Genomic DNA, 21,858 nt, shown 5'->3' on the forward strand with positions numbered 1-21,858 from the left:
CCTTGAAGAGAGACACGGCCCATGTTGCGCGACCCCAGCGTCAAATATCGTCCCTTCCCGCAGGTGGATCTGCCCGATCGCCAATGGCCCAGCCGCACCATCACCAAGGCGCCGCGCTGGCTCTCCACCGACATGCGCGACGGCAACCAGGCGCTGATCGATCCCATGGACGGCGAGAAGAAGACCCGCTTTTTCGAGCTGCTGGTGAAGGTGGGGCTCAAGGAGATCGAAGTCGGCTTCCCGAGCGCAGGGGCGACCGAGTTCGACTTCATCTCCGGGCTGGTGCGCGAGGGTAAGGTGCCCGACGACGTGATCGTCCAGGTGCTCACCCAGTCGCGCCGCGACCTGATCGAGACCAGCTTCCAGTCGCTGAAGGGTGCCAAGCAGGCGATCGTCCACCTCTACAATGCGGTCTCGCCCGCCTGGCGCCGCATCGTCTTCGGCATGAGCCGTGACGAAGTCCGCCAGATCGCCATCGAAGGCGCCAAGGTGCTGCGCGACGAGGCGGCCAAGCAGCCCGATACCGAATGGCATTTCGAATATAGCCCGGAAACCTTCTCCACCGCCGAGCTCGATTTCTCGGTCGAGGTCTGCGAGGCGGTGATGGACATCCTGCGCCCGACGCCGGAGCGTCCGCTGATCCTCAACCTGCCGGCGACGGTAGAGGCGGCGACGCCTAATATCTATGCCGACCAGATCGAGTGGTTCTGCCGCAACATCCGGAATCGCGAGAGCGTGGTCATCAGCCTGCACACGCATAACGATCGGGGCACCGGCGTCGCCGCGTCGGAGCTGGGCCTGCTGGCCGGCGCCGACCGCGTCGAGGGCTGCCTGTTCGGCAATGGCGAGCGCACCGGCAATGTCGATCTCGTGACGCTGGCGCTCAACATGTACACGCAAGGGTTGAACCCCGGCCTGGACTTCTCGGACATCGACGAGGTGATCCAAACGGTGGAATATTGCAATCAGCTCCCCGTCCACCCACGCCATCCCTATGCGGGCGACCTGGTTTTCACCGCCTTCTCGGGCAGCCATCAGGATGCCATCAAGAAGGGCTTCGCCTCGCAGGCTTCGCGCAACGACCAGGTCTGGGACGTGCCCTATCTGCCGATCGATCCCAAGGATCTCGGCCGCGATTACGAGGCGGTGATCCGCGTCAACTCGCAGTCGGGCAAGGGCGGCGTCGCCTGGGTGCTCGAGCAGGACAAGGGTCTCAAGCTGCCCAAGCGGATGCAGGCCGAGTTCTCCAAGCACGTCCAGGCCCTCGCCGACGAGACCAGCCGCGAGCTCAACGCCGCCGATATCTGGGGCCTGTTCGAGCGGGTGTATCTGCCCGGTGACACGGACCGGATCACGCTGGTCGATTATGAGGAAACGGGCAGCGCAGGCAGCCGCGTGTTCGTCGGCCGCATCTCGATCGACGGCGCAGAGCAGTCGATTTCGGGTCGCGGCAACGGCCTGATCTCGGGTGTCGTAGACGCGCTGGCGGGTTCGACTGGGCCGCGCTTCGACGTGGTGGACTATAGCGAGCATGCGATCGGCGGCGGCGCGGACGCGCAGGCAGCTGCCTATGTCGAGTGCCGCACTGAGGATGGCCGTACCGTGTTCGGCGTCGGTATCGACGCGGATATCGCGACTGCGTCGGTACGTGCGGTGCTGAGCGCTGCCAACCGGGCCTGACGTAAAAAGCCCCTGCTCCCGAAAGAGCAGGGGCTTCCTCTCCTATCAGTGAACGGTCGCCAACTCGCCCGTATGGGCCGCGGCGCGCATGCCGGTGGTGCGCTCGAAGCGGAAGGCACCGGCACGCTGGGCGAGCGCATTGACCTCGCTCGACAGGTTGCGGATCGCCGCCGAGGTCTCCTCGACCATCGCGGCGTTCTGCTGGGTCACCAGATCCATCCCCTTCATCGCGGTCGAGACCTGGCTCACCGCTGCCGACTGGGCGTGGTTGTCATGGTCGATCGCGGCGATCAGGTTGTGCACTGCCTCGACGTCGCCCGAAATGGTGTCGAGCGCGGTATCGGTGTCGTGCACTGCATCGGCCGCCTGCAGGATGTCGGCTTGGGTCTCGCTGAGCATGTCGCGCGCCTGCTTGGCCTGGTCCTCGGCGCGGAGTGCCAGTGCGGCGACGAGGTCGGCGACGACCATGAAGCCGCGGCCCGCCTCGCCGGCGCGGCCGGCCTCGACCGCCGCGTTCATCGCGAGCACGCGCGTCTGGAAGGCGATCTTGTCGAGGCCTTCGATCACCCCGTCGATATTCTTGGCGCTACCGCTCGCGCGGTCCATCGCCTGCACGGCGCGGGCCGTGGTGCCGCGGCCGTCGCGGAGTGCCGTGGTCGCCTCGCCGGCGCGCTTCACCGTGTTGTCGGCGGCGATCATCGTGGCGCGCAGGCGCTCCTCGATCTTGGCCAGCGCCTCGGTCGCCTGGGCGAGATTGGCCGCGCTCTTTTCGGTGCGGTGCGCCAGGTCCTCGGACCCGTGCGCGACCTCGGACGAGGTGTTGCGGATATTGTCGGCACTTTCGCTTACCAGCTGCACCCGGGCGCGCAGCGAGGCGATCGCCTCGTTGATGTTGTGGCGCAGCACTTCATATTCGGCGGGGAAGCGCTGGTCGATCGTGCGGCTGAGATCGCCCTCGCGCAGCGCCAGCAGGCCGCTGCCGAGCACTTCAGTGACTTCGCGCTGCTCTTCCAGCTTGCGCGCATCGGCCTCGCTCTGCGCGGCGGCGGCGGCGCGATAATGCTCCAGCCCGCTGGCGATGCGGCCCATTTCGTCGGTGCGATCCTGATAGGGGATCGTCGCCACTTCACCCTTGGCGAGACGATCCGTCAGCGCGGAGAGCGTGCCGACCGGCTCCAGCACCCGGCGATACATGGTGATGTAGAAATGCGCCGCCTGGCCGCCGACGATCAGCGCCAGCACCAGCACAATGCCGATCGCGAGGTAGAATTCGGAGGCGCCGCTGGCGGAGACCCGCTGCTGCTCGGCCAGCGCCATAGTGACGAGCTTGTCGACCGCAGCGCGGTGCGTGTCGTAGATGCCGGCGAGCTTGGTGTAGCTGGCTTCCACCGCCGCGCGATCGCCCTTGCGGGCGGCGGGCAGGAAGCTCTGGTCGAGTTCGTTCCAGAAGGCCTGGGCGGCAGGGTGCGCCTGCTGCAGCAACTGGCCGCGCAGGCTCTCGTCCACCCGTGCGGTCTGCCAATATTTATTGCGCTCCAGGTAGAGCTTATGCAGCCCCTCCAGCTTCTCGGCATGCGTGCCCACCGTCTCCGGGTTGCGCGCGATCAGCGTCGCTTCGAGAAACGGCTCGATGATATATTCGGGGGGCGGGAGGATGTCCGCGATCAGATCGGCATTGACCTGCTGGTGCAGTTGCACCTCGCCGCCCATGCGAATGCGATCCAGCCGCCAGGCCGCCAGCGAGCCGCCGACAACCAAGAGCGCCATCATGGCTAACGCGCTGTTGCGAACGAAACTTGCAATCGACATCCACGATCCTCTGGTGACAGGCGCACGCATCCCCCAAGCGGACCTTCGACGGGGAAGGCCTTTCGGTAGATTATAGGGGGGAGGATCGGGGCGAGATGCCCGGATTCGGGATTATTCCTGCATATTCGTAAGAATACGGACCACCTCGCAGCCCACCCGCGCGTCGGGGTAAATGTCCTGCTTGGCGGAGCGCACCCGGACCTCGACGACACGCGGATCGCGCATCGCCAGTGCGGCCACTTGCTCGCACAGAACTTCCTGCAATTCGAAATGGCGCGAGCGGACAAGGGCGTGGATGCCTTCGCGGAGAAAGTCGTAATCGACCACCGCGTCGATGCGATCCACGGGTACCTCCGGATAGCGACAGGTCATCGCCACGTCGATGCGGACGCGCTGGGGGGCTGCGCGCTCATGCGCATGGATGCCGAGGCCCATCGAGACCTCCAGCGCTTCGAGATGGATCACATAGTCAGGCATCGGGGCGGTGCTCGCGTCCTTCGAACATCACGTCGCTGTCGCGCGCGAGGAAATGCTGGCCGCAATCGACATAGACATTCTGCCCGGTGATGCTGCGGCAGTCGAGCAGATGCGCGACGGTGGCGGCGATGTCCGCAGGGTCGACCGTGCGGCGCAGCAGGTTCTGGGTGCCGGTGCGGGCGAACTCTTCCGCGCTCTGGTCGAGGCTGGGGAGGGTGAGGCCCGGGGACACCGCGTTCACCCGCACCCGCGGCGCCAGCTTCTGCGCGAGCATGTGGGTCGCGCCGTGCAGTGCCAGCTTCGAGCAGGTGTAGCTGAAGAAGTCCGGGTTGAGATTGCCCACCTTCTGGTCGAGCAGGTTCACCACGGCGCCCTCCGCCAGATCCGCCTGCGCGGCCAGCGCCATGGCGAGGCCTACCGAGGCGGCGAGGTTCACGTGCATGTGCTGGTCGAGCAGCGCATAGTCGGCAATCGGCGCCTGATCATAGGCAAACAGCGAGGCATTGTTGACCACCGCGTCGAGCGGGGCGCCGAAGGCGCTGCGGCACGCCTCGACCAGCGCGGCGGGCGCTGCCGGATCGCCAAGCTCGGCGCAGACGATCGCGGTCGTCGCGCCGGCCGCACGGAGTTCGGCGGCAAAGGCTTCGGCCTCGACGGGCGAATGATGGTGGTGGATCGCCACGGCCCAGCCGCGCGTGGCCAGCCCCCGGCTGATCGCCGCGCCGATCCGCCGCGCGCCGCCTGTGACCAGCACCCGCCCGCGCATCAATAGCCCATCAGCTTGAGCACTTCGGCCCGGCTGCGCTCGTCTTCGCGGAACACGCCCATCATCCGGCTGGTGACCATGCCCACGCCGGGCGTACGGACGCCGCGGCCGGTCATGCAGCCATGCTGCGCTTCGATCACCACCGCGACGCCCACCGGGTGCAGGTGGTTCCAGATGCAGTCGGCAACCTCCGCGGTGAGCCGTTCCTGGACCTGCAGGCGGCGGGCAAAGGCGTGGAGGACGCGGGCGAGTTTGGAGATGCCGACAACGTGATTCCTGGGCAGATAGGCGATCGATGCCTTGCCGGTAATCGGCGCCATGTGGTGCTCGCAATGTGACTGGAAGGGAATGTCCTTCAAGAGCACGATCTCGTCATAGCCGCCGACTTCCTCGAACACGCGGGAAAGGTGGTGCGACGGATCCTCGGCATAGCCTGCGCAATATTCCTTCCAGGCGCGGGCGACGCGCTGGGGCGTGTCGAGCAGGCCCTCGCGATCGGGATCGTCGCCGGTCCAGCGGATCAGCGTGCGGATCGCCTCGGCGACATGCTCGGGCACGGGGATCTTGGGCGGGGGGGCGACGATGTCACCGTCTACGGGGTCATGGTGATGATCGTGCATGTCTGTCTGTCCTTTCGCCGCGCGTGGCGGGTTCGGACCGCAGAAACAGCAAAGTGGCTACAGGTGCAACCCGGGGTCAGCGTTCGAACAGCCGATCGAGCGGTCCGTCGGCGAGGCACCAAAGCAGCGCGACGAGCGCGGCGCAGGCGAGGCCGGCGGCGGGGGAGGCGATCGCCACGGCGACGCCGGCAAGGTAGAGGCAGCAGGCAAGCATGCTCTTGCGCAGCGTGCGGCGATGGTAGCGCTGGGCTTCGGCCGACTGGGCGCCGGTACGCCGGATCACCCGCTGCAGCCAGTTATAGGCGAAGGAGGGGAGGAGCATCACCAGCATGTAGAGCAGGGTCGCCTCGCCGCTGAAATGCTGCTCGCCCAGATAGGCGGTGGCGAAGGGGATCAGCGACAGGGTGAACAGCAGCACGATGTTCGACCAGAGCAGCGCGTTGCCCGCGCGGGTGGCGAACTGGAACAGCTTGTGGTGGTTCACCCAGTAGATCGCCACATAGGCGTAGCTGAGCGCATAGGCGAGGAAGACGGGCCATTGCGCGGCCAGCGCGCGCAGCCCGGGTGCTTCGGGTGCGTGGAGTTCCAGCACCATGATCGTCACGATGATGGCGATCACGCCATCCGAAAACGCCTCGACTCGCTTGGCGCCGTCGCGGCCTTCCTGGTCCTGCATATCCGTCCTCCTGCCCGCGCCGTGGTGGCGCAGGCAGGAGGCGGAGGCAACTAAACCAAGGGTTTAGTCGGTAGAGACAGGCCGCTCCCCAAATCCGTCACCCCGGCGAAGCCGGGGTCCATTGGCTTGTCCGTCTCGGCTCGAGCCGAGGCCGCGTGGCGAATGGATCCCGGCTTCCGCCGGGATGACGGGGAAGGTTTACTTCGCCGAGAACGCCGCGTTGATGTGCAGCTTCACTTCGTCCGAGACGAAGGGGACATACTTGTCCATGCCGAACGCGCTGCGGCTGATCGTGGTGGTCGCCTCGAAGCCGAAGTTCAGCTTCTTCATCATCGGGTTGGTGCCCGCGCCGACCAGGCTGGTCTCGAGCGTGACGGGCTTGGTGACACCGTGCAGCGTCAGGTCGCCGGTGATCTGCGCCTTGGTGCCGCTGACGACGACCTTCGTCGAGACGAAGTGGATCGTCGGATACTTTGCCGCATCGAAGAAGTCAGGCGAGGCGAGATGCTTGTCGAGCGCCGCGACGGTGGTGACGATGCCGCTGGTCGGGATGGTGATGTCAAGCTTGGCGTCGTTCGGCTTGGCCGGATCGATCGTCAGCGAGCCGGTGGCGCCGCCGGCCTGGCCGGTGAACTGGCTGAAGCCGAAGTGATTGACGGTGAAGTCGACCTGGGTGTGGCCGGTGTCGACCGCATAGGTGCCGGCAGGAACGCGGCTGGCGTCGGCCTGGCCGGGCAGTTCCTGAGCGAAGGCGACCGGAGCGGCCGCGAAAAGAGCGAGAGCAAGGAGAGCGCGCATGGATGTTCCCTTCGGGTGGTTGCGTCGCTCCCGTAATGAGGCCGCCGGCCGCGCAATGCTAGTGCGCAGCCGGCAACCCAAGGTTTCCGCCCGTGATCAGTTCTTCGACTGATCGACCAGCTTGTTGGCGCCGATCCACGGCATCATCGCGCGCAGTTCGCTGCCGACCTGCTCGATCTGGTGGCGCTTGGCGGCGATGCGGCTGGCCTTCAGCTCGGGCTGGCCAGCGCGGTTGTCGAGCACGAAGTCCTTCACGAAGCGGCCCGACTGGATGTCGGCGAGCACGCGCTTCATTTCCTTCTTGGTCTCTTCGGTGATGATGCGCGGGCCGGTCTTGATGTCGCCATACTCGGCGGTGTTCGAGATCGAGTAGCGCATGTTGGCGATGCCGCCCTCATACATCAGGTCGACGATCAGCTTCAGCTCGTGCAGGCACTCGAAATAGGCCATTTCGGGGGCGTAGCCCGCCTCGACCAGCGTTTCGAAGCCGGCCTGGACCAGCGCGGTCGCACCGCCGCACAGCACGGCCTGCTCGCCGAACAGATCGGTCTCGCACTCTTCGCGGAAATTGGTCTCGATGATGCCCGAACGGCCGCCGCCGACGCCCGAGGCATAGGCCAGCGCCACGTCATGGGCGTTGCCCGAGGCGTCCTGGTGGATCGCGATGAGGCAGGGGACGCCGCCGCCGCGGACATATTCGCTGCGCACGGTGTGGCCCGGACCCTTCGGCGCGATCATGATCACGTCGATGTCCGCCGGCGGCTCGATCAGGCCGAAATGCACGTTGAGACCGTGCGCGAAGGCGAGCGCCGAACCCGGCTTCATGTTGCCCTTGAGATCGGCCTCCCAGATCGCGGCCTGGTGCTCGTCGGGCGCGAGGATCATCAGGATGTCGGCCCAGGCGGCGGCTTCCTTGTTCGGCAGCACCTTGAAGCCCGCTGCTTCCGCCTTGGTGGCCGAGGCCGAACCCGGGCGGAGCGCGATCGCGACGTCCTTGACGCCCGAATCGCGCAGGTTCTGCGCATGGGCATGGCCCTGGCTGCCATAGCCGAGGATGGCGATCTTCTTGTCGGTGATCAGGTTCAGATCGGCATCGCGATCATAATAGACACGCATGGTGGTATTCTTCCCTTTCAAATTCTGCGGTGCGCGGATGCGCGGAAAACTTCAGGCGGGCTCGCGGCCGCGGGCGATCGCGACGATACCGGTACGCGCGACTTCGACCAGCCCCACTTCGCGCATCAGCTCGACGAAGCGGTCGATCTTGTCGATCGTCCCGGTGATCTCGAACACGAAGCTGGAGATGGTCGCGTCGACCACCTTGGCGCGATAGACCTCTGCGAGGCGCAGCGCCTCGATCCGGTGATCGCCGCTGCCGGCGACCTTGATCAGTGCCAGCTCGCGCTCGACATGCTCGCCCTTGGCGGTAAGGTCGACCACCTTGTGGACCGGCACCAGCCGCTCGAGCTGGGCGATGATCTGCTCCATCACCGGTGCGGACGCAAAGGTGACGATGGTGATCCGGCTGATCAGATCGTCGTCGCTGATCTCGGACACGGTGAGCGACGAGATATTGTAGCCCCGCGCCGTGAACAGGCCGGCGATCCGCGCGAGGATGCCGGGCTCGTTATCGACGATGACCGCCAGCGTGTGGCGCTCGATGGCTTCTTCCTTGATGTGCATTTCTACCCCTTCGATCCTGCTCCGCGAGGAGCGGACCTATGTTCCGGTCAAACCAGCGCCTTGGCCTCGTCGTCCATCTCGCCGGAGACTTCGCTCGCCTGGAGCAGCATCTCGGTATGGGCGGCGCCGCTCGGGATCATCGGGAAGCAATTGGCCAGCTTCGCGACGCGGCAATCGACCAGCACCGGGCCATCATAGTCGAGCATCGCCTGGATCCCGTCTTCCAGCTCCGAGCGCTTCTCGATGCGGATGCCCTTCCATCCATAGGCCTCGGCCAGCTTCACGAAGTCGGGCAGCGCGTCCGAATAGCTCTCCGAATAGCGCGACTGGTAGGTCAGCTCCTGCCACTGGCGGACCATGCCCATATATTCGTTGTTGAGGATGAAGATCTTCACCGGCAGCCGATATTGCGTAGCGGTCGCGAGTTCCTGGATGTTCATCTGGATCGAGGCTTCGCCGGCGATGTCGATGACGAGATCGTCCGGATTGCCCAACTGCGCACCAATCGCCGCGGGCAGGCCATAGCCCATCGTGCCGAGACCGCCGCTGGTCAGCCACTTGTTCGGCGCTTCGAAACCAAAATGCTGGGCCGCCCACATCTGGTGTTGGCCGACCTCGGTGGTGATGATCGGCGCGCGATGCTTGGTCGCCTCGTACAGCGCGCGGATCGCCCGCTGTGGCATGATCGCCTCGCCCGCTTCCGGGAAGTCGAGGCAACGGCGCGCGCGCCAGCCCTGAATGCGGCTCCACCACTCGCCCAGGTCAGGCTTGGGATGGCCGCGCGACTTCCAGCTCTCGACCATCGCGTCGAGTGCGCGGGCGCAATCGGCGATGATCGGCAGGTCGACGCGCACATTCTTGTTCACGCTCGAACGATCGATATCGATGTGCACCTTGCGGCTGTTCGGCGCGAAGGCGTCCAGGCGCCCGGTGACGCGGTCGTCGAAGCGCGAGCCCACCGCGATGATCAGGTCCGCCTGGTTCATCGCCATGTTCGCTTCATAGGTGCCGTGCATGCCGAGCATGCCAAGCCACTGGTCTGATGAGGCGGGCAGGGCGCCGAGGCCCATCAGCGTCGAGGTGACCGGCGCGCCGGTCAGCGCCGCCAGCTCGCGCAGCAGCCGCGTGGCTTCGGGGCCCGAATTGATCACGCCGCCGCCGGTGTAGAAGACCGGGCGCGCGGCCGCTGCCAGCATGTCGACCGCTTCCTGGATCTTCGCCGCTTCGGGCTCGGTCGTCGGGCGATAGGTCTTGTGCTGGATCGGGCCCGGCGCCTCGTAGCGCGCCGTCGCGACCTGGACGTCCTTGGGGATGTCGATCACTACCGGGCCGGGGCGGCCCGAGGTGGCGATGTGGAACGCCTCGTGGACGGTCGCGCCGAGCAGCTCCGGCCGCTTCACCAGATAGTTGTGCTTGGTGCAGTGGCGGGTGATGCCGACGGTGTCCGCTTCCTGGAAGGCGTCGGTGCCGATCAGCGTCGTCGGGACCTGGCCGGTGATGACGACCATCGGGATCGAATCGAGCAGCGCATCGGTGATGCCGGTGATCGCGTTGGTCGCGCCCGGGCCTGAGGTGACCAGGACGACGCCGGGTTTGCCGGTCGATCGCGCATAGCCCTCGGCGGCGTGGGTCGCGGCCTGCTCGTGGCGGACCAGGATGTGCTTGATCCGGTCCTGCTTGAACAGGGCGTCGTAAATCGGAAGCACGGCACCGCCCGGATAGCCGAACACGACTTCCACCCCGAGGTCGGTCAAAGCCTCGATCAGGATGTCTGCGCCGCTCTTCTCGGTCACCTTTACCTCCACGCACTCGCGAATATGGGTTACTGTACGGAAAGATTCCGTCGGAGAGGCGCTGCTACCCGCACGAAAATGATGCGTCAACCCCTAAAGAAATAATTTCCTTTCAATTTGGCGTAGGTTTTTGTACGTATCTGTCTCCGCCGTCACGTCCCACCCCCCTGGAGGCTGGCGGCGGAACCAGGTGTACTGGCGTTTCGCATATTGGCGGGTGGCGGTGGCGCCCGCTTCCTGCGCCTCTTCCACCGTCCCTTCGCCACGCAACACCCTTCCGATTTCCTCGACGCCGATCGCGCGCAGCACGGGCGCGTCGGCGGGAATGTCAGTGCGGGCGAGCAGGGCGCGCACCTCGTTCTCGGCGGTGGCAAGCATGGTGGCGAAGCGCCGGTCGATGCGCTCGGCCAGCCACGCGCGATCGGGCAGCAGGATCATCGCGCCGAGCCGGACCTGGTCGCAGATGCCGCCCTCGCGGCGGTCCTGCCAGTCGGCGAGCGTGCGGCCGGTCGAGCGGACGACTTCGAGCGCCCGGGCGACGCGAGTGGTGTCGGTCGCGTGCAGCCGGGCGGCGGCGGCCGGGTCGGCGAGCGTCAGCGCTGCATGCGCCTCGGCGACGGGAAGGGCGCGGACCTCGGCGCGGATGGTGGGATCGATCTCGGGAATCGGCGCGATGCCGTCGATCAGCGTGCGCAGATAGAGGCCGGTGCCGCCGACCAGGATCGGCAGGCGATCCTCGGCATGCGCCTCGGCGATCGCGGCGCGGGCCTCGGCGGCCCAGCGTGCGGCGGAGCACGCCTCGGCACCGTCGATATGGCCGAACAGCCGGTGCGGCGCGCGGGCTTCTTCCTCTGCGGAGGGGCGGGCGGTGAGGATACGGAGATCGGCATAGACCTGCATCGAATCCGCGTTGATCACAGTGCCGCGATGCTTTTCGGCGAGCGCGAGCGCCAGCGCGGACTTGCCGCTTGCCGTCGGCCCTGCAATGAGCGCGACGCGCGACAGCCCAGGGGAAATCATGTTCATTGCGACGCTGATAGCAGAAGGTCTCACGTCAGGGCAGCTGGAGACGGCGAAGGATCGCCTCGCAGCGGCGGGTTGCGCACCCGGGAGCTGGCGCTGGCTCGACGACTGCATCGCGGCGGACCTGCCGTTCGCGGCGCAGCCCGATGCGGCGCGTGCCGCGCTGGAAGGTGCGATCGCCGGTGCCGACGTGATCGTGCAGGTGGAGGCGCATCGCGAAAAGAAGCTGCTCGTCGCTGACATGGATTCAACGATGATCACCGTCGAGTGCATCGACGAGCTCGCCGACTATGCCGGCATCAAGCCGCAGATCGCCGAAGTGACCGAGCGGGCGATGCGCGGCGAGCTGGACTTTGCCGAGGCGCTCGATGCTCGCGTCGCGCTGCTGAAGGACCTGTCCGAGACCGCGATCGACCAGTGCCTCGCAGAGCGCGTGCGGCTGATGCCGGGCGCCCAGGCGCTCGTGCAGACGATGCGTGCGCGAGGTGCGCACACCATCCTGGTCTCGGGCGGCTTCACCCGCTTTGCCGAGCCGGTCGGCACGCAGATCGGCTTTGATCGCCGCATCGCCAATGTGCTGGAGATTGACGGTGGCAAGCTCACCGGCACCGTCACCAAGCCGATCGTCGACAGCAGCACCAAGGAAACCACGCTGCTCGGCGCGATGGCCGAGCTGGGCCTCGCGCCCGAGCACACCATGGCCGTGGGCGACGGTGCCAACGACCTGGCGATGATCCGCAAGGCCGGGCTGGGCGTCGCCTATCACGCCAAGCCGATCGTCGCGGCCGCTGCCGGCGCGAGGATCGATCACGGTGACCTTACGGCGCTGCTCTATGCCCAGGGCATCGTACGCGCCGACTGGGTCACCGCCTGAGGACTTAGCGGACCCCGCGCCCGAAGGTGTAGCTGAGCGCGAGGCCGCCCGAGAACTGGTTCTTCGAGCCATAGCGCTCGGTGATCGGCGAGCGCGAGGCGTCGCCCGTCAGCCGGTCATAGGCCAGATAGCCATAGAGTCCCCAGCGCTTGGTCAGCTGGCGGATGCCGGTGGACGCAAGGCCGAAGCTGTGCACGACATTGTCGCCGACTTGATAGAGCGGGATCCCGGCCGCGGTCGCATCGCGCTGGGTCACGCCGAAATAGGCGCGGCGATATCGCGCGTCGGACAAGCCCATGCGCGGGCCGATCGAGACCAGCCAGCGATCGCCGTCGCGTTCGACATAATCGAGCGCAAGCATGCTCACCACGCCCTCATTCCCGCCCGTGCCCTTGCGCAGCTCGCCATAGGCGCGGAGCTTGGGGAGAAGATAATAGCCGACGAACACGCCCGGCTCGACGGTGAAGTCCACCTTGGTGAGGTCCGCGCCGGCGCGCTTCGCGGTGCGGGCGCTCTGGAAGCCGACCACGATGCCAGCCTCCAGTCCATGACGATTATAGATCGCGATGTTGGGGTTCTCGTCCGCCGCTTCGAATTCGAACTGGTCGTCGCCGCGGGCGGTGGAGAAGTCCAACAACGGGCGTACCGCGTCGTGGTCGGCGCCCGGATAGCTTGGCGTCCCCTGCGCGCCCACCGCAATGCGGTAGCGGCGCGGTGCCTTCTCGCCGCCATCGGACTGCGCATGGGCAGGCATCGCAAAGGCGAGCAGCAGGCCCGCGCACAAGATGGATCGTTGCATGTTGTTTCTCCCCGTCAATGCTGCACTGCCATGCAGGGCTTGATCGCGCCACAGGCTTTTTCAGCCTCGGCCTGTGAGGGGAAGGGTCCGATCAGTAAGCGGGTGAGCTGGCCAGACTTGGGATAGAAGGGCTGGCGACCGGGGAAGCGGCTGCGGACCTGCCCCCAGAGCCGCTCGGCATTGCCCGGCGTGGCGAAGGCGCCGAGCTGGAGTCGCCAGCTGCCGACAGCGCGCGGCGGCGGCGGCGCGGCGGCCGTGACGGTCGGCTTGGCGGTGTGGGCGAGTGCGACCGGTGGGGTTTGGCGGGCAGGGGTGCTCTTGGCGGCCGCGACGGCGGCCGTGCGCGTCTCCTTGGCGTAGCGCTGCGCCAGAGCCTGCGCCTGCTGGCGATCGGCAGCCGGGATGTGTTGGTCCATCTGCGCCAGCGTGCGCGTTGCGGCATCGAGGCCGCCGGCGGAGGCGCGGAGCATCAGCGCATAGGCGCGCACCCAGTTCCTGGTGACGCCGTCGCCGTTGAACAACATCACGCCGAGCAGATACTGCGCACGCGGCTCGCCATGCGCGACGGCGCGCTCGAGCCAAGGCACCGCGGCCTCGCGCTTGCCGTTCTCGAACAGCATCATGCCGTAATTTGCCTCGCCCAGGTCATGGCCCTGCAGCGCGGCGAGGCGGTACCATTTCTCGGCCTCGACCATGTCGACAGGCACGCCGCGGCCGAGCTTGTAGATCTGGCCGACATTGTACTGCGCGTCGGCGTCGCCCTTCTCCGCCGCCGGGCGCCAGGCCTGCAGCGCGCCGGCATAGTCGCCGCGATTATAGGCATCGACGCCCGCCTTCACGGCGGCGTCCTGCGCGAGCGCCGGGGTGGAAATGCCAAGGCTGGCAAGAAGCAACAGGGCGGCAGGCAGGCGCATTGGCGAATCCCCTCTTGGTCGGCCGTTCGGACGCGGCGCCCGTGGCTTAGCGGCTTAGAGGGCCCCCGTTAACTCGATCTTATCCGCGGCCGTGGCAGACGGGGATCGGGTATCCGTCGACGTCGAGAGGGTAGATGCGCGTTCTGGCGCTGGCTTCGCAAAAGGGTGGATCGGGCAAGACGACCTTGTCCGGCCATCTGGCGGTGCAGGCGCAGCGCAGCGGCGCCGGCCCGGTGGCGATGATCGACCTCGATCCGCAAGGCTCGCTGACCGACTGGTGGAACGAGCGTGAGGCCGAACTGCCGGCGCTGGCCCAGACCAGCGTCGCGCGTCTCGCTGCCGATCTCGAGCTGCTGCGCCAGCAGGGCTTCAAGCTGGTGGTGATCGACACGCCCCCGGCGATCACCCCCGCGATCCTCACCGTGATCCAGGTCGCCGAGCTGATCGTCATCCCGACGCGGCCGAGTCCGCACGACCTGCGCGCGGTGGGCGCCACGGTCGAGCTGTGCGAGCGCGCCCACAAGCCGCTGCTCTTTGTGGTCAACGCCGCGACGGCCAATGCCCGGATCACCGCCGAGGCGGCGCTGGCGCTCTCCCAGCACGGCACCGTCGCGCCGATCATGCTCCACCACCGCACCGATTTCGCCGGGTCGATGATCGATGGGCGGACGGTGATGGAGGTAGATGCCGGCAGCAAGTCCGCCGCCGAGGTCGAGAGCCTCTGGGCCTATGTCTCGGACCGGCTCGAGAAGAATTTCCGCCGCACCGTGTTCGCCGCCCCCGCGGCGGGGGCCCCGTTCTCGGCAGCGCGTCCCGCCGGGGGCTTCGGTCGCCGGGTGGTGAATTGAGCTCGATGACCAAGCCGATCGCGTCGCTGAGCGCCGGGCTGCTCGCCCGCAAGCCGGTGCCGGTGCTGTCCGATGGCGATGCGGTCGCCGCACAACTGGCCCGCACTGCGCGGGCGACCAAGGACAAGGCCGCGTTTACCCTGCGCCTCGATGCCGAACGCCGGCTGCGGCTCCGGCTGGCGGCGGCGGTCACCGGCCGCTCGGCGCAGCAGCTGGTGACCGAGGCGATCGACACGATGCTGGCCGACATGGCCGAGCTGGAACCGCTCGCGCGCCGGATCGCCGCGATCGAAGGACGAGAAACCACATGAAGTCCCGCAAACTCCTCTCGATCGGCGCGGCGCTGCTCGCGCTCGGCGGCACCGCCGCGACCGGCGTGATGGTGCACAGCGCCGCCTCCGCCACCGTCGCCCCCAACGCCAAGAAGGCCGCGCGCGAGGCCCGGGCGGCGCAGAAGGCCCTCGCCGCGCACAAGGCGGCCGCCGCCGTCGCCCATGCTGAACAGGCGGTGGCCAACGATCCGCAGCGCGGCGACTATCGCACGCTGCTGGGTCAATCCTATCTGCTCGCGGGGCGCTTCGCTTCGGCCGGGCAGGCGCTGCGCGATGCGCTTGCGCTGAACCCCGAGGATGGGCGCGCCGCGCTCAACCTCGCGTTGGCCAGCATCGGCACCGGCGATTGGGGCGGGGCGCGGACGCTGCTCCACGCCCATGCCGCACGTATCCCCGCCGCCGACCTCGGCCTCGCGACCGCGCTGGCGGGCGACCCGAACGCCGCGCTCGAGATCCTTGCACCGGCGGTGCGCGCGCCAGACGCGACCGCGCGCACGCGCCAGAATTTCGCGCTGGCGCTGGCGCTGGCCGGCCGCTGGGGCGAGGCCAAGGCAGTCGCGGCGATGGACGTCGCACCCGACCAGCTCAACGCGCGCATGCTGCAATGGGCGAGCTTTGCCCGGCCCGCCAATGCCTATGACCAGGTTGCCGCCGTCCTCGGCGTGCAGGCGGTGCAGGATGCCGGCCAGCCGGTGGCGCTCGCGCTCGCCAGGCAGCCGGACTTTGCGGCCCTGACGCCCACGCCGACGCCTGTGGTCTCCCCGGAGCCGGAACCGCAGCCGGAGCCGATCCCGGTCAGCGAACCCGTACCCGTGCCGGTATTCAAGCCCGTGCCGGTCCGCATGGCCAAGCCCAAGCCGGTCAAGCCGCTGCCGCCCAAGCCCGCGCCTATCACGGTGGCGAGCGGGCCCTATGTCGTCCAGCTCGGGGCGTTCGCCAATGCAGGCGTCGCGCGCGACGCCTGGCAGAAGCTGAGCGGCCGCGTCGCGGCGCTCCGCCCGCTCAAGCCGCAGGGCGCCACCGTGCCGAGCGGCGCGGCGACGATCTATCGCCTCTCGGTCGGCGGGTTCGCCCGCAACGATGCCGATGGGCTCTGCCGCGCGGTCAAGACCGGCGGCGGCAGCTGCTTCGTGCGCATGGCGGCGGGCGACGCGGTGGCGAGCTGGTACAAGCCCGCCGGCCGCATCGGCATCGCCGCCCGCTGATCGCTTAGACCAGCGCGCCGCCCTTGTAGAGCTGCAGCACTCGTCCTTGCGTCGGCAGGCGATCGAACGGCGTGTTGCCGGCGCGCGCGTTCATCTTGCGCGCGTCGATCACCCAGGGCGTTTCCGGATCGAGCACGATCAGGTCGGCGGGGAGGCCCGGCTTGAGCGCACCGCTCTCCAGCCCGAGGATCTTCGCCGGATTGGCGGCGAGCAGCGCGAACAGCCGGTCGAGGCTCAGCTTCTCGTCGCGCACCAGCGTGAGCGACAGCGCCAGCAGCGTCTCCGCCCCCGCCATGCCCGGTTCGGCATCGGCGAAGGGCAGGCGCTTGGCCTCGGGCCCGCGCGGATCATGGCCGGAGGCGATCACGTCGATCGTGCCGTCCGCCACCGCCAGCAGCGCCGCCTGGCGATCGCTTTCGTCGCGCAAGGGGGGGGAGAGGCGGGCGAAGGTGCGGAAGTCGCTGATCGCGATGTCCGACAGCAGCAGGTGCGCGGGCGTGATGCCGCAGGTGACCTGCACGCCGCGACGCTTGGCGGCGCGGATCAGGTCCAAGCCCGCTGCCGTGGTCACCTGGCGGAAGTGGAGCTTCGCGCCGGTTTCCTCGGCCAGCATCAGGTCGCGGGCGATGGCGAGCGGCTCGGCGATCGACGGCGCGCTCGGCAGGCCGAGGCGCGCGGCGGTCTCGCCTGCGGTCGCGACGGTGCCGTCGGCCAGTCCGCCATCCTCGGCATGGGCGACGACGGTGAGGTTCAGGTCGCGCGCGTAGAGCAGCGCCTTCCGCATCGTGCCGGCATTGGCGATCCAGCGGCGGCCGGTCGCGATGGCGCGGGCGCCGGCCGAGGCGTTGATCGCGATCTCGGCCAGATCCTCGCCCTTGAGGCCCTGCGTCGCCGCGGCGAGCGGATGCACCCAGAGCTGCGGCTTGCCCGAAACGGCGGCGCGGCGGACGATGCCGGGATCGTCGAGCACCGGCGACTGGTCGGGCATCAGCCCGACGCGGGCAATTCCGCCGAAGCGGCAGGCGCCCTTGTCGACGGCGAACACGCCGAGATCGATCAGCGCCGGCGCGAGGACCTTGCCGGCGACGTCGACGACTTCGGCGTCGGCCGCAGCATCGACCTCGCCGACTGCGACGATGCTGTCCCCCTGGACGAGCAGGTCGCCTTCGGAAATCCCGCCCTCGGGGCAGACCAGCTTGGCGTTGCGGAAGAGGATGCTGCTCATGCCCAGCCCTCCACGCCGCGCGATCGTCGGGTAAGGACATCGAGGCACGCCATGCGGACCGCCACGCCCATCTCCACTTGCTCGGTGATCGCGCTGCGCTCGGGATGGTCGGCGACGATCGAGTCGATCTCGACCCCGCGGTTCATTGGGCCGGGGTGCATCACCAACGCATCGGGCTTGGCGCGGGCGAGGCGTTCGGGGGTGAGGCCGTAGCGCATGTGGAACTCGCGAGTCGAAGGGATGTAGCCGCCGGCCATGCGCTCGTTCTGGACGCGGAGCATCATCACCACGTCGGCGCCTTCCAGCGCGGCATCGAAATCGGTGAAGGGGGTGACGAACATCCGGTCCATGGCGGGCGGCATCAGCGTTGACGGCGCGACCACGCGCACCTCGGCGGCCAGCGCGGTGAGGGCGAGGATGTTCGACCGCGCGACGCGGCTGTGGAGGATGTCGCCGCAGATCACCACCCGCTGCCCTGCCACCGATCCGCGCCGGCGGCGGATGGTGAGCGCGTCGAGCAGCGCCTGGGTCGGGTGCTCGTGCCAGCCGTCGCCGGCGTTGAGCACCGGGCAGTCGACCTTGTCGGCGATCAGCCGCACCGCGCCCGAGCTGGCATGGCGGATCACGATCACGTCGGCCCGCATCGCGTTGAGCGTCACCGCCGTGTCGATCAGCGTCTCGCCCTTCTTCACGCTGCTCTGCGCGGCATGCATGTTGACGACGTCGGCGCCCAGCCGCTTGCCCGCGATCTCGAACGACAGCAGCGTGCGGGTCGAGTTCTCGAAGAAGGCGTTGATCTGGGTGAGGCCTTCCAGCCTTTTGTCGCTCTTGGCGCGGCTGCGATTGGCCTCCACCCATTGTTCCGCTTCGTCGAGCAGGAACATGATCTCGTGGGGCTGGAGTCCCGAAATGCCGGTGAGGTGCCGGTGCGGGAAAACGGCGCTGCCCTGTATCTGGGCACCGGGGCGATGATCGGAGGTGTGCATTAAAGCCGCCGCCTAAGCCTTGCGGCGGCGGTGCGCAACCCGCTCAGGCGTTCACCAGCCCGTCGATGGCGCCCTGCAGGATGTAGGCGGCGGCCATCTTGTCGATAAGTTCGGCGCGTTTGGCGCGGCTGGCGTCCTGTTCGATCAGCGTACGCTCCACTGCCACGGTCGACCAGCGCTCGTCCCACAGCAGGATCGGCAGTCCCATGTCCTCGCAGTTGCGGGCGAAGGCGCGAGTCGATTGGGTACGCGGGCTGTCGGTGCCGTCGAGGTTGAGCGGCAGGCCGATAACCATCCCGCGGACGTGCTGGGCAGCGATCAGCTCGGCGAGGCGCGCCTTGTCCTTGCTAAACTTGGTACGGCGGATGAGCTCGGCGGGACTGGCGAAGCTCCAGCCGGCATCGCACAGCGCAGTGCCGATGGTCTTGGTGCCGACATCGAGGCCGATCAGGCGGCCGCCTTCGGGCAGGGTGGCGCGAAAATCGCTGGGAACGGTCGTGATCACGCGTGGGCTATACGGCGCTCTTGCGGCGGGGGCGAGGGCTCAGATCGGCAATTCGGTGGTCGACTTGATTTCGGACAGCGCGACGATCGAGTTGATTTCCTGCACGCCCGGCAACTTGCTAAGCTTGTCGAAGAAGAACCGCTCATAGGCGTCTATGTCCTCCGCCACGATCCGCAGCATGAAGTCCATCGTGCCCATCAGCACATAGGCGTCGAGCACCTCGGGAAAGCCGCGGATCGCGGCGCTGAACTCGTCGAGATTGGCGCGGCCATGCGCGTTCAGCTTCACCTGCGCGAAGACATGCGCGTTGAGCCCCACCTTGCGCCGGTCGATCAGCGCGACCCGCTTGCGGATCACGCCCTCGCGCTCGAGCCGGTCGACCCGCCGCCAGCAAGGGGAGGCGGAGAGGCCGATCCGTTCCGCCAGCTCGGCGGTCGTCAGGCTCGCGTCGCTTTGCAGCTCGCGGACAATCTTTCGCTCATATGGGTCAAGGTCGATCATTTCATCCTGATATAGTGGAAAAGGCGAAAGGAATATCCCAAAGTCGCGGTGCGAGCGCCTGATTGAGGCAAGCATCACCCCTTGGTCACTGCCAGAGTGCCGGCACATCAGAAGAGGGAGCGTCAGGGATGGTAGTGCAGGTGCAGGGCGAGAGCCTGGTCGATGAAGTGGTGGTGCTGAAGGATGTGGAGGCGGGCCTGGACGGCGTCGTCGCGATCCATTCCACCGTGCTCGGGCCGGGCGCGGGCGGTTGCCGGCTCTGGCAGTATGCCGATGGCCAGGCTGCGTTCGCGGACGCCGCGCGACTCGCCCAGGGGATGAGCTACAAGAATGCGATGGCGGGCCTGCCGCTGGGCGGCGCCAAGGCGGTGTTGCGGCGGCCGCGGGGCGATTTCGACCGGGCCGCGCTGTTCCGCGCGTTCGGCCGCGCCGTCGCGCGACTGGACGGGCGCTACGTCACCGCGGAGGATGTCGGCACCAGCGTTGCGGATATGGAGGTGGTCGCCCGCGAGACGCGCCATGTCGCAGGGCTGCCGCAGCGCGCCGGCCGCCCCGGCGGCGATCCTTCGCCGCACACCGCGCTCGGCGTGTTCGTGTCGATGGCGCATGCGGCGCGGCGCAGGCTCGGGCGTGACCTCGATGAATGCACCGTCGCCATCCAGGGTGTCGGCCATGTCGGCGAGGCGCTGGCGCATCTGCTCCACGGCGTCGGCGCGCGGCTGATCGTCGCCGATGTCGATTCGGACCGGGTGGCGCGGGTGGCCGTCGCCACCGGGGCGGACATCGCCTCGACCAGCCAAATCCTTGCGGCACAGGCGGACATCTTTGCGCCCTGCGCGCTCGGCGCTGTTTTCAACGCGGAGTCGGTGGAGGCAATGCGGGCGCAGGTCGTCTGCGGCGCGGCGAACAACCAGCTGGCAACCCCGGCGGACGGCGAGCGGCTGGCGCGACGCGGCATCCTCTACGCGCCCGATTACGTGGTGAATGCCGGCGGGATCATCAACGTGGCGGGCGAATATCTCGGCTGGACGCCCGAGGACGTGGCGGCGCGCGTCGAAGCGACCGGCATCCGGCTGGCGGCGGTGCTCGACCATGCCGAAGCGGGGGGCCTGCCGCCGCACGTCGCCGCCGATACCCTCGCCCGGGCCGCGATCGCCGCCGGGCGGGTGCGGGCGCCGGCGATGGTCTGAACGCGGTCAGCCGGCACGCCGCTCGAACGCGGCCAGCCGGCGCGCGGCATCGGCGCGGACATTGGCCCAGAACAGGCTGTAGTCGAACACGTGATAGTTGTTCCCCGGCAGCACATACTGGCCGAAGTCGGGCGGGGCGGTGCCGATCGTCAGGATCCCGCGCCCGTCGCAGCGCGCCGGCACCCGGCCGGCCTCGAGATGCGCCGATTGCAGGTTCAGGTCGGGGATCAGCGATCCGAGGTTCGCGCTTGCCGGCGCCGAGTCGTTCGGCTTGCCGGTCAGCGGGTTGGTGCAAAGCATCTTCGTCCCTGCGCGCGGCTGGCCGGTGAAGCCGTTGGTCGCGTCGAAGGTGTCGACGATCAACGCCGGATCGGCGGGCTCGGCGAAGCTCTGCCAGGAGAGGATGCAGCCGGCCTGGTCGGGGTCGGTGCAGGCGGGAAGGCCCATCTTCGGCAAGTCGGCGGTGAGCGACACGGGCCATCCCACCACATAGGCGGCAACGACCCGCTTCGCGATCGGCGTACCCGCGACTCGCTCGGCGAGCAGGCGCGAGAGGTGCAGCGCGCCCTGGCTGTGCCCGGCGAGGATGATTGGCCGATCGCCGGCTTCGTGGAGGAACTCCTCGAACGCCGCCGCCACGTCGCGATAGGCGAGGTCGAGCGCCTTCTGCGCCTGCGCCTTGCTGGTCAGGAACGCGCCGAAGGTTGCTTGGCGATAGCGGGGCGCCCAGATCGCGGCGCTATCGTTGAATGCGCTCGCCTGGCCGCGCAGGAACAGCTCGGCGCGGGCGTTGGCGTCGGGATTGTCGAGCGGGGCATTCCACTGCTTGGTGTCGAGGAACGAGGTGGGGTGGATGAAGAACAGCGCCGCGCGGGGATTGGCCGCGGGCGTGTGCCCGGCTGGGGTCCACAGCGCCGGGTTGCCCGGCCTGTCCGGCCGCGCGATCCACATCTCGGCCTTAGCATAGTCGCGGGGCGAAACCGGCGGCAGGTCGGCGGTGTCTCCGGCCGGGACCATGAACTGGCGCATGATTTGTATGGCGTAGAAGCCATAAGCTATCCGGGCGGCAGTACCGAGCATGATCAGGGTCGCAACCGCATAAAGAAACTTTCGGGCCAATCGGCCTCTCCATTGTGCAATGCAGCATAAACGGG

At 68.0% G+C, this 21,858-nt stretch carries 23 protein-coding genes; 6 read left to right on the forward strand and 17 right to left on the reverse strand.

Features of this window, described 5'->3' with window-relative positions; genetic code table 11:
* Positions 1-21 precede the first annotated feature (21 nt).
* A complete protein-coding gene (gene leuA, locus ABIC35_RS17030) occupies positions 22-1,680 on the forward strand; it encodes a 2-isopropylmalate synthase (RefSeq protein WP_121076481.1) in 1,659 nt (552 codons plus the stop codon).
* A 45-nt stretch (positions 1,681-1,725) separates the two neighbouring features.
* Here the strand turns inward: leuA and ABIC35_RS17035 are convergent, their stop codons facing one another.
* The 10 genes from ABIC35_RS17035 to miaA form a co-directional block, all read right to left on the reverse strand.
* A complete protein-coding gene (locus ABIC35_RS17035) occupies positions 1,726-3,450 on the reverse strand; it encodes a methyl-accepting chemotaxis protein (protein ID WP_354278528.1) in 1,725 nt (574 codons plus the stop codon).
* Positions 3,451-3,600: 150 nt separating this feature from the next.
* Positions 3,601-3,966, reverse strand: coding sequence for a dihydroneopterin aldolase (locus ABIC35_RS17040; protein ID WP_121076488.1), 366 nt, complete (start codon positions 3,964-3,966; stop codon positions 3,601-3,603).
* On the reverse strand, positions 3,959-4,732 hold the full coding sequence (locus ABIC35_RS17045; protein ID WP_121076491.1) for an SDR family oxidoreductase: 774 nt from the start codon (positions 4,730-4,732) through the stop codon (positions 3,959-3,961). Before ABIC35_RS17045 ends, ABIC35_RS17040 begins: the two co-directional genes overlap by 8 nt.
* Positions 4,732-5,352 carry a GTP cyclohydrolase I FolE gene (gene folE / locus ABIC35_RS17050; RefSeq protein WP_121076494.1) on the reverse strand — a complete coding sequence of 207 codons (621 nt, stop codon included), beginning with the start codon at positions 5,350-5,352 and terminating at the stop codon, positions 4,732-4,734. The genes ABIC35_RS17045 and folE overlap by 1 nt, the downstream gene beginning before the upstream one ends.
* A gap of 76 nt (positions 5,353-5,428) precedes the next feature.
* Positions 5,429-6,028 carry a TMEM175 family protein gene (locus ABIC35_RS17055; RefSeq protein ID WP_121076498.1) on the reverse strand — a complete coding sequence of 200 codons (600 nt, stop codon included), beginning with the start codon at positions 6,026-6,028 and terminating at the stop codon, positions 5,429-5,431.
* Positions 6,029-6,226: 198 nt separating this feature from the next.
* Positions 6,227-6,826 (reverse strand): YceI family protein, encoded by a 600-nt coding sequence (locus ABIC35_RS17060; protein ID WP_121076501.1) that lies wholly within the window; start codon positions 6,824-6,826, stop codon positions 6,227-6,229.
* Positions 6,827-6,922: 96 nt separating this feature from the next.
* Positions 6,923-7,942 (reverse strand): ketol-acid reductoisomerase, encoded by a 1,020-nt coding sequence (gene ilvC, locus ABIC35_RS17065; RefSeq protein WP_121076504.1) that lies wholly within the window; start codon positions 7,940-7,942, stop codon positions 6,923-6,925.
* 51 nt (positions 7,943-7,993) lie between these two features.
* Positions 7,994-8,509, reverse strand: coding sequence for an acetolactate synthase small subunit (ilvN, locus tag ABIC35_RS17070; protein WP_121076507.1), 516 nt, complete (start codon positions 8,507-8,509; stop codon positions 7,994-7,996).
* 47 nt (positions 8,510-8,556) lie between these two features.
* Positions 8,557-10,302 carry an acetolactate synthase 3 large subunit gene (locus ABIC35_RS17075; RefSeq protein WP_121079321.1) on the reverse strand — a complete coding sequence of 582 codons (1,746 nt, stop codon included), beginning with the start codon at positions 10,300-10,302 and terminating at the stop codon, positions 8,557-8,559.
* A 93-nt stretch (positions 10,303-10,395) separates the two neighbouring features.
* Complete coding sequence (gene miaA, locus ABIC35_RS17080) at positions 10,396-11,322, reverse strand: tRNA (adenosine(37)-N6)-dimethylallyltransferase MiaA (RefSeq protein ID WP_436286787.1); 927 nt, start codon at positions 11,320-11,322, stop codon at positions 10,396-10,398.
* On the opposite strand from miaA, the gene serB reads away from it, so the two are divergent.
* The gene (gene serB, locus ABIC35_RS17085; protein WP_121076513.1) at positions 11,321-12,199 is read left to right on the forward strand and encodes a phosphoserine phosphatase SerB; all 879 of its coding nucleotides are present in this window, start codon (positions 11,321-11,323) and stop codon (positions 12,197-12,199) included. The genes miaA and serB overlap by 2 nt on opposite strands.
* 4 nt (positions 12,200-12,203) lie before the next feature.
* Here the strand turns inward: serB and ABIC35_RS17090 are convergent, their stop codons facing one another.
* Positions 12,204-12,998, reverse strand: a complete 795-nt coding sequence (locus ABIC35_RS17090; protein ID WP_121076516.1) for a MipA/OmpV family protein — start codon at positions 12,996-12,998, stop codon at positions 12,204-12,206.
* 14 nt (positions 12,999-13,012) lie between these two features.
* Positions 13,013-13,912 carry an SPOR domain-containing protein gene (locus ABIC35_RS17095; RefSeq protein WP_121076518.1) on the reverse strand — a complete coding sequence of 300 codons (900 nt, stop codon included), beginning with the start codon at positions 13,910-13,912 and terminating at the stop codon, positions 13,013-13,015.
* Positions 13,913-14,046: 134 nt separating this feature from the next.
* Here ABIC35_RS17095 and ABIC35_RS17100 point away from each other — a divergent pair, with 134 nt between their 5' ends.
* Genes ABIC35_RS17100 through ABIC35_RS17110 form a run of 3 tightly spaced genes read left to right on the forward strand, consistent with a single transcriptional unit; the run spans position 14,047 to position 16,297 of the window.
* Positions 14,047-14,760 (forward strand): AAA family ATPase, encoded by a 714-nt coding sequence (locus tag ABIC35_RS17100; protein WP_121076521.1) that lies wholly within the window; start codon positions 14,047-14,049, stop codon positions 14,758-14,760.
* 5 nt (positions 14,761-14,765) lie between these two features.
* Positions 14,766-15,071: a hypothetical protein gene (locus ABIC35_RS17105; RefSeq protein WP_147425868.1), complete on the forward strand. Its 306-nt coding sequence runs from the start codon at positions 14,766-14,768 to the stop codon at positions 15,069-15,071.
* Positions 15,068-16,297, forward strand: a complete 1,230-nt coding sequence (locus ABIC35_RS17110) for an SPOR domain-containing protein (RefSeq protein ID WP_121076527.1) — start codon at positions 15,068-15,070, stop codon at positions 16,295-16,297. The genes ABIC35_RS17105 and ABIC35_RS17110 overlap by 4 nt, the downstream gene beginning before the upstream one ends.
* Before the next feature lie 4 nt (positions 16,298-16,301).
* Here the strand turns inward: ABIC35_RS17110 and ABIC35_RS17115 are convergent, their stop codons facing one another.
* From ABIC35_RS17115 to ABIC35_RS17130, 4 genes are read right to left on the reverse strand one after another with little or no spacing between them, the layout of a single operon-like run.
* Entirely contained in the window at positions 16,302-17,522 is a 1,221-nt protein-coding gene (locus ABIC35_RS17115) for a dihydroorotase (protein ID WP_121076530.1), read from the reverse strand.
* Positions 17,519-18,508 (reverse strand): aspartate carbamoyltransferase catalytic subunit, encoded by a 990-nt coding sequence (locus ABIC35_RS17120; protein WP_084581839.1) that lies wholly within the window; start codon positions 18,506-18,508, stop codon positions 17,519-17,521. Before ABIC35_RS17120 ends, ABIC35_RS17115 begins: the two co-directional genes overlap by 4 nt.
* A gap of 43 nt (positions 18,509-18,551) precedes the next feature.
* On the reverse strand, positions 18,552-19,013 hold the full coding sequence (ruvX, locus tag ABIC35_RS17125) for a Holliday junction resolvase RuvX (protein ID WP_121076532.1): 462 nt from the start codon (positions 19,011-19,013) through the stop codon (positions 18,552-18,554).
* Positions 19,014-19,052: 39 nt separating this feature from the next.
* Positions 19,053-19,514: an Lrp/AsnC family transcriptional regulator gene (locus ABIC35_RS17130; protein WP_121076535.1), complete on the reverse strand. Its 462-nt coding sequence runs from the start codon at positions 19,512-19,514 to the stop codon at positions 19,053-19,055.
* A 128-nt stretch (positions 19,515-19,642) separates the two neighbouring features.
* On the opposite strand from ABIC35_RS17130, the gene ABIC35_RS17135 reads away from it, so the two are divergent.
* Entirely contained in the window at positions 19,643-20,704 is a 1,062-nt protein-coding gene (locus ABIC35_RS17135; protein WP_121076538.1) for a Leu/Phe/Val dehydrogenase, read from the forward strand.
* Positions 20,705-20,710: 6 nt separating this feature from the next.
* Here ABIC35_RS17135 and ABIC35_RS17140 read toward each other — a convergent pair whose 3' ends face one another.
* On the reverse strand, positions 20,711-21,823 hold the full coding sequence (locus tag ABIC35_RS17140; protein WP_121076541.1) for a DUF3089 domain-containing protein: 1,113 nt from the start codon (positions 21,821-21,823) through the stop codon (positions 20,711-20,713).
* Positions 21,824-21,858 lie beyond the last annotated feature (35 nt).

This window comes from Sphingomonas trueperi, from assembly GCF_040545965.1.
Taxonomy (GTDB): Bacteria; Pseudomonadota; Alphaproteobacteria; order Sphingomonadales; family Sphingomonadaceae; genus Sphingomonas; species Sphingomonas trueperi_C.

Coding starts and splice junctions, on each gene's coding strand:
- leuA (WP_121076481.1), top strand. CDS start 22: ATGTTGCGCGACCCCAGCGTCAAATATCGTCCCTTCCCGCAGGTGGAT.
- ABIC35_RS17135 (WP_121076538.1), top strand. CDS start 19,643: ATGGTAGTGCAGGTGCAGGGCGAGAGCCTGGTCGATGAAGTGGTGGTG.
- ABIC35_RS17095 (WP_121076518.1), bottom strand. CDS start 13,912: ATGCGCCTGCCTGCCGCCCTGTTGCTTCTTGCCAGCCTTGGCATTTCC.
- ABIC35_RS17045 (WP_121076491.1), bottom strand. CDS start 4,732: ATGCGCGGGCGGGTGCTGGTCACAGGCGGCGCGCGGCGGATCGGCGCG.
- ABIC35_RS17120 (WP_084581839.1), bottom strand. CDS start 18,508: ATGCACACCTCCGATCATCGCCCCGGTGCCCAGATACAGGGCAGCGCC.
- ABIC35_RS17105 (WP_147425868.1), top strand. CDS start 14,766: ATGACCAAGCCGATCGCGTCGCTGAGCGCCGGGCTGCTCGCCCGCAAG.
- miaA (WP_436286787.1), bottom strand. CDS start 11,322: ATGATTTCCCCTGGGCTGTCGCGCGTCGCGCTCATTGCAGGGCCGACG.
- ABIC35_RS17130 (WP_121076535.1), bottom strand. CDS start 19,514: ATGATCGACCTTGACCCATATGAGCGAAAGATTGTCCGCGAGCTGCAA.
- ABIC35_RS17055 (WP_121076498.1), bottom strand. CDS start 6,028: ATGCAGGACCAGGAAGGCCGCGACGGCGCCAAGCGAGTCGAGGCGTTT.
- ABIC35_RS17115 (WP_121076530.1), bottom strand. CDS start 17,522: ATGAGCAGCATCCTCTTCCGCAACGCCAAGCTGGTCTGCCCCGAGGGC.
- ABIC35_RS17100 (WP_121076521.1), top strand. CDS start 14,047: ATGCGCGTTCTGGCGCTGGCTTCGCAAAAGGGTGGATCGGGCAAGACG.
- ABIC35_RS17060 (WP_121076501.1), bottom strand. CDS start 6,826: ATGCGCGCTCTCCTTGCTCTCGCTCTTTTCGCGGCCGCTCCGGTCGCC.
- folE (WP_121076494.1), bottom strand. CDS start 5,352: ATGCACGATCATCACCATGACCCCGTAGACGGTGACATCGTCGCCCCC.
- ilvN (WP_121076507.1), bottom strand. CDS start 8,509: ATGCACATCAAGGAAGAAGCCATCGAGCGCCACACGCTGGCGGTCATC.
- ABIC35_RS17035 (WP_354278528.1), bottom strand. CDS start 3,450: ATGATGGCGCTCTTGGTTGTCGGCGGCTCGCTGGCGGCCTGGCGGCTG.
- serB (WP_121076513.1), top strand. CDS start 11,321: ATGTTCATTGCGACGCTGATAGCAGAAGGTCTCACGTCAGGGCAGCTG.
- ilvC (WP_121076504.1), bottom strand. CDS start 7,942: ATGCGTGTCTATTATGATCGCGATGCCGATCTGAACCTGATCACCGAC.
- ABIC35_RS17110 (WP_121076527.1), top strand. CDS start 15,068: ATGAAGTCCCGCAAACTCCTCTCGATCGGCGCGGCGCTGCTCGCGCTC.
- ABIC35_RS17090 (WP_121076516.1), bottom strand. CDS start 12,998: ATGCAACGATCCATCTTGTGCGCGGGCCTGCTGCTCGCCTTTGCGATG.
- ABIC35_RS17040 (WP_121076488.1), bottom strand. CDS start 3,966: ATGCCTGACTATGTGATCCATCTCGAAGCGCTGGAGGTCTCGATGGGC.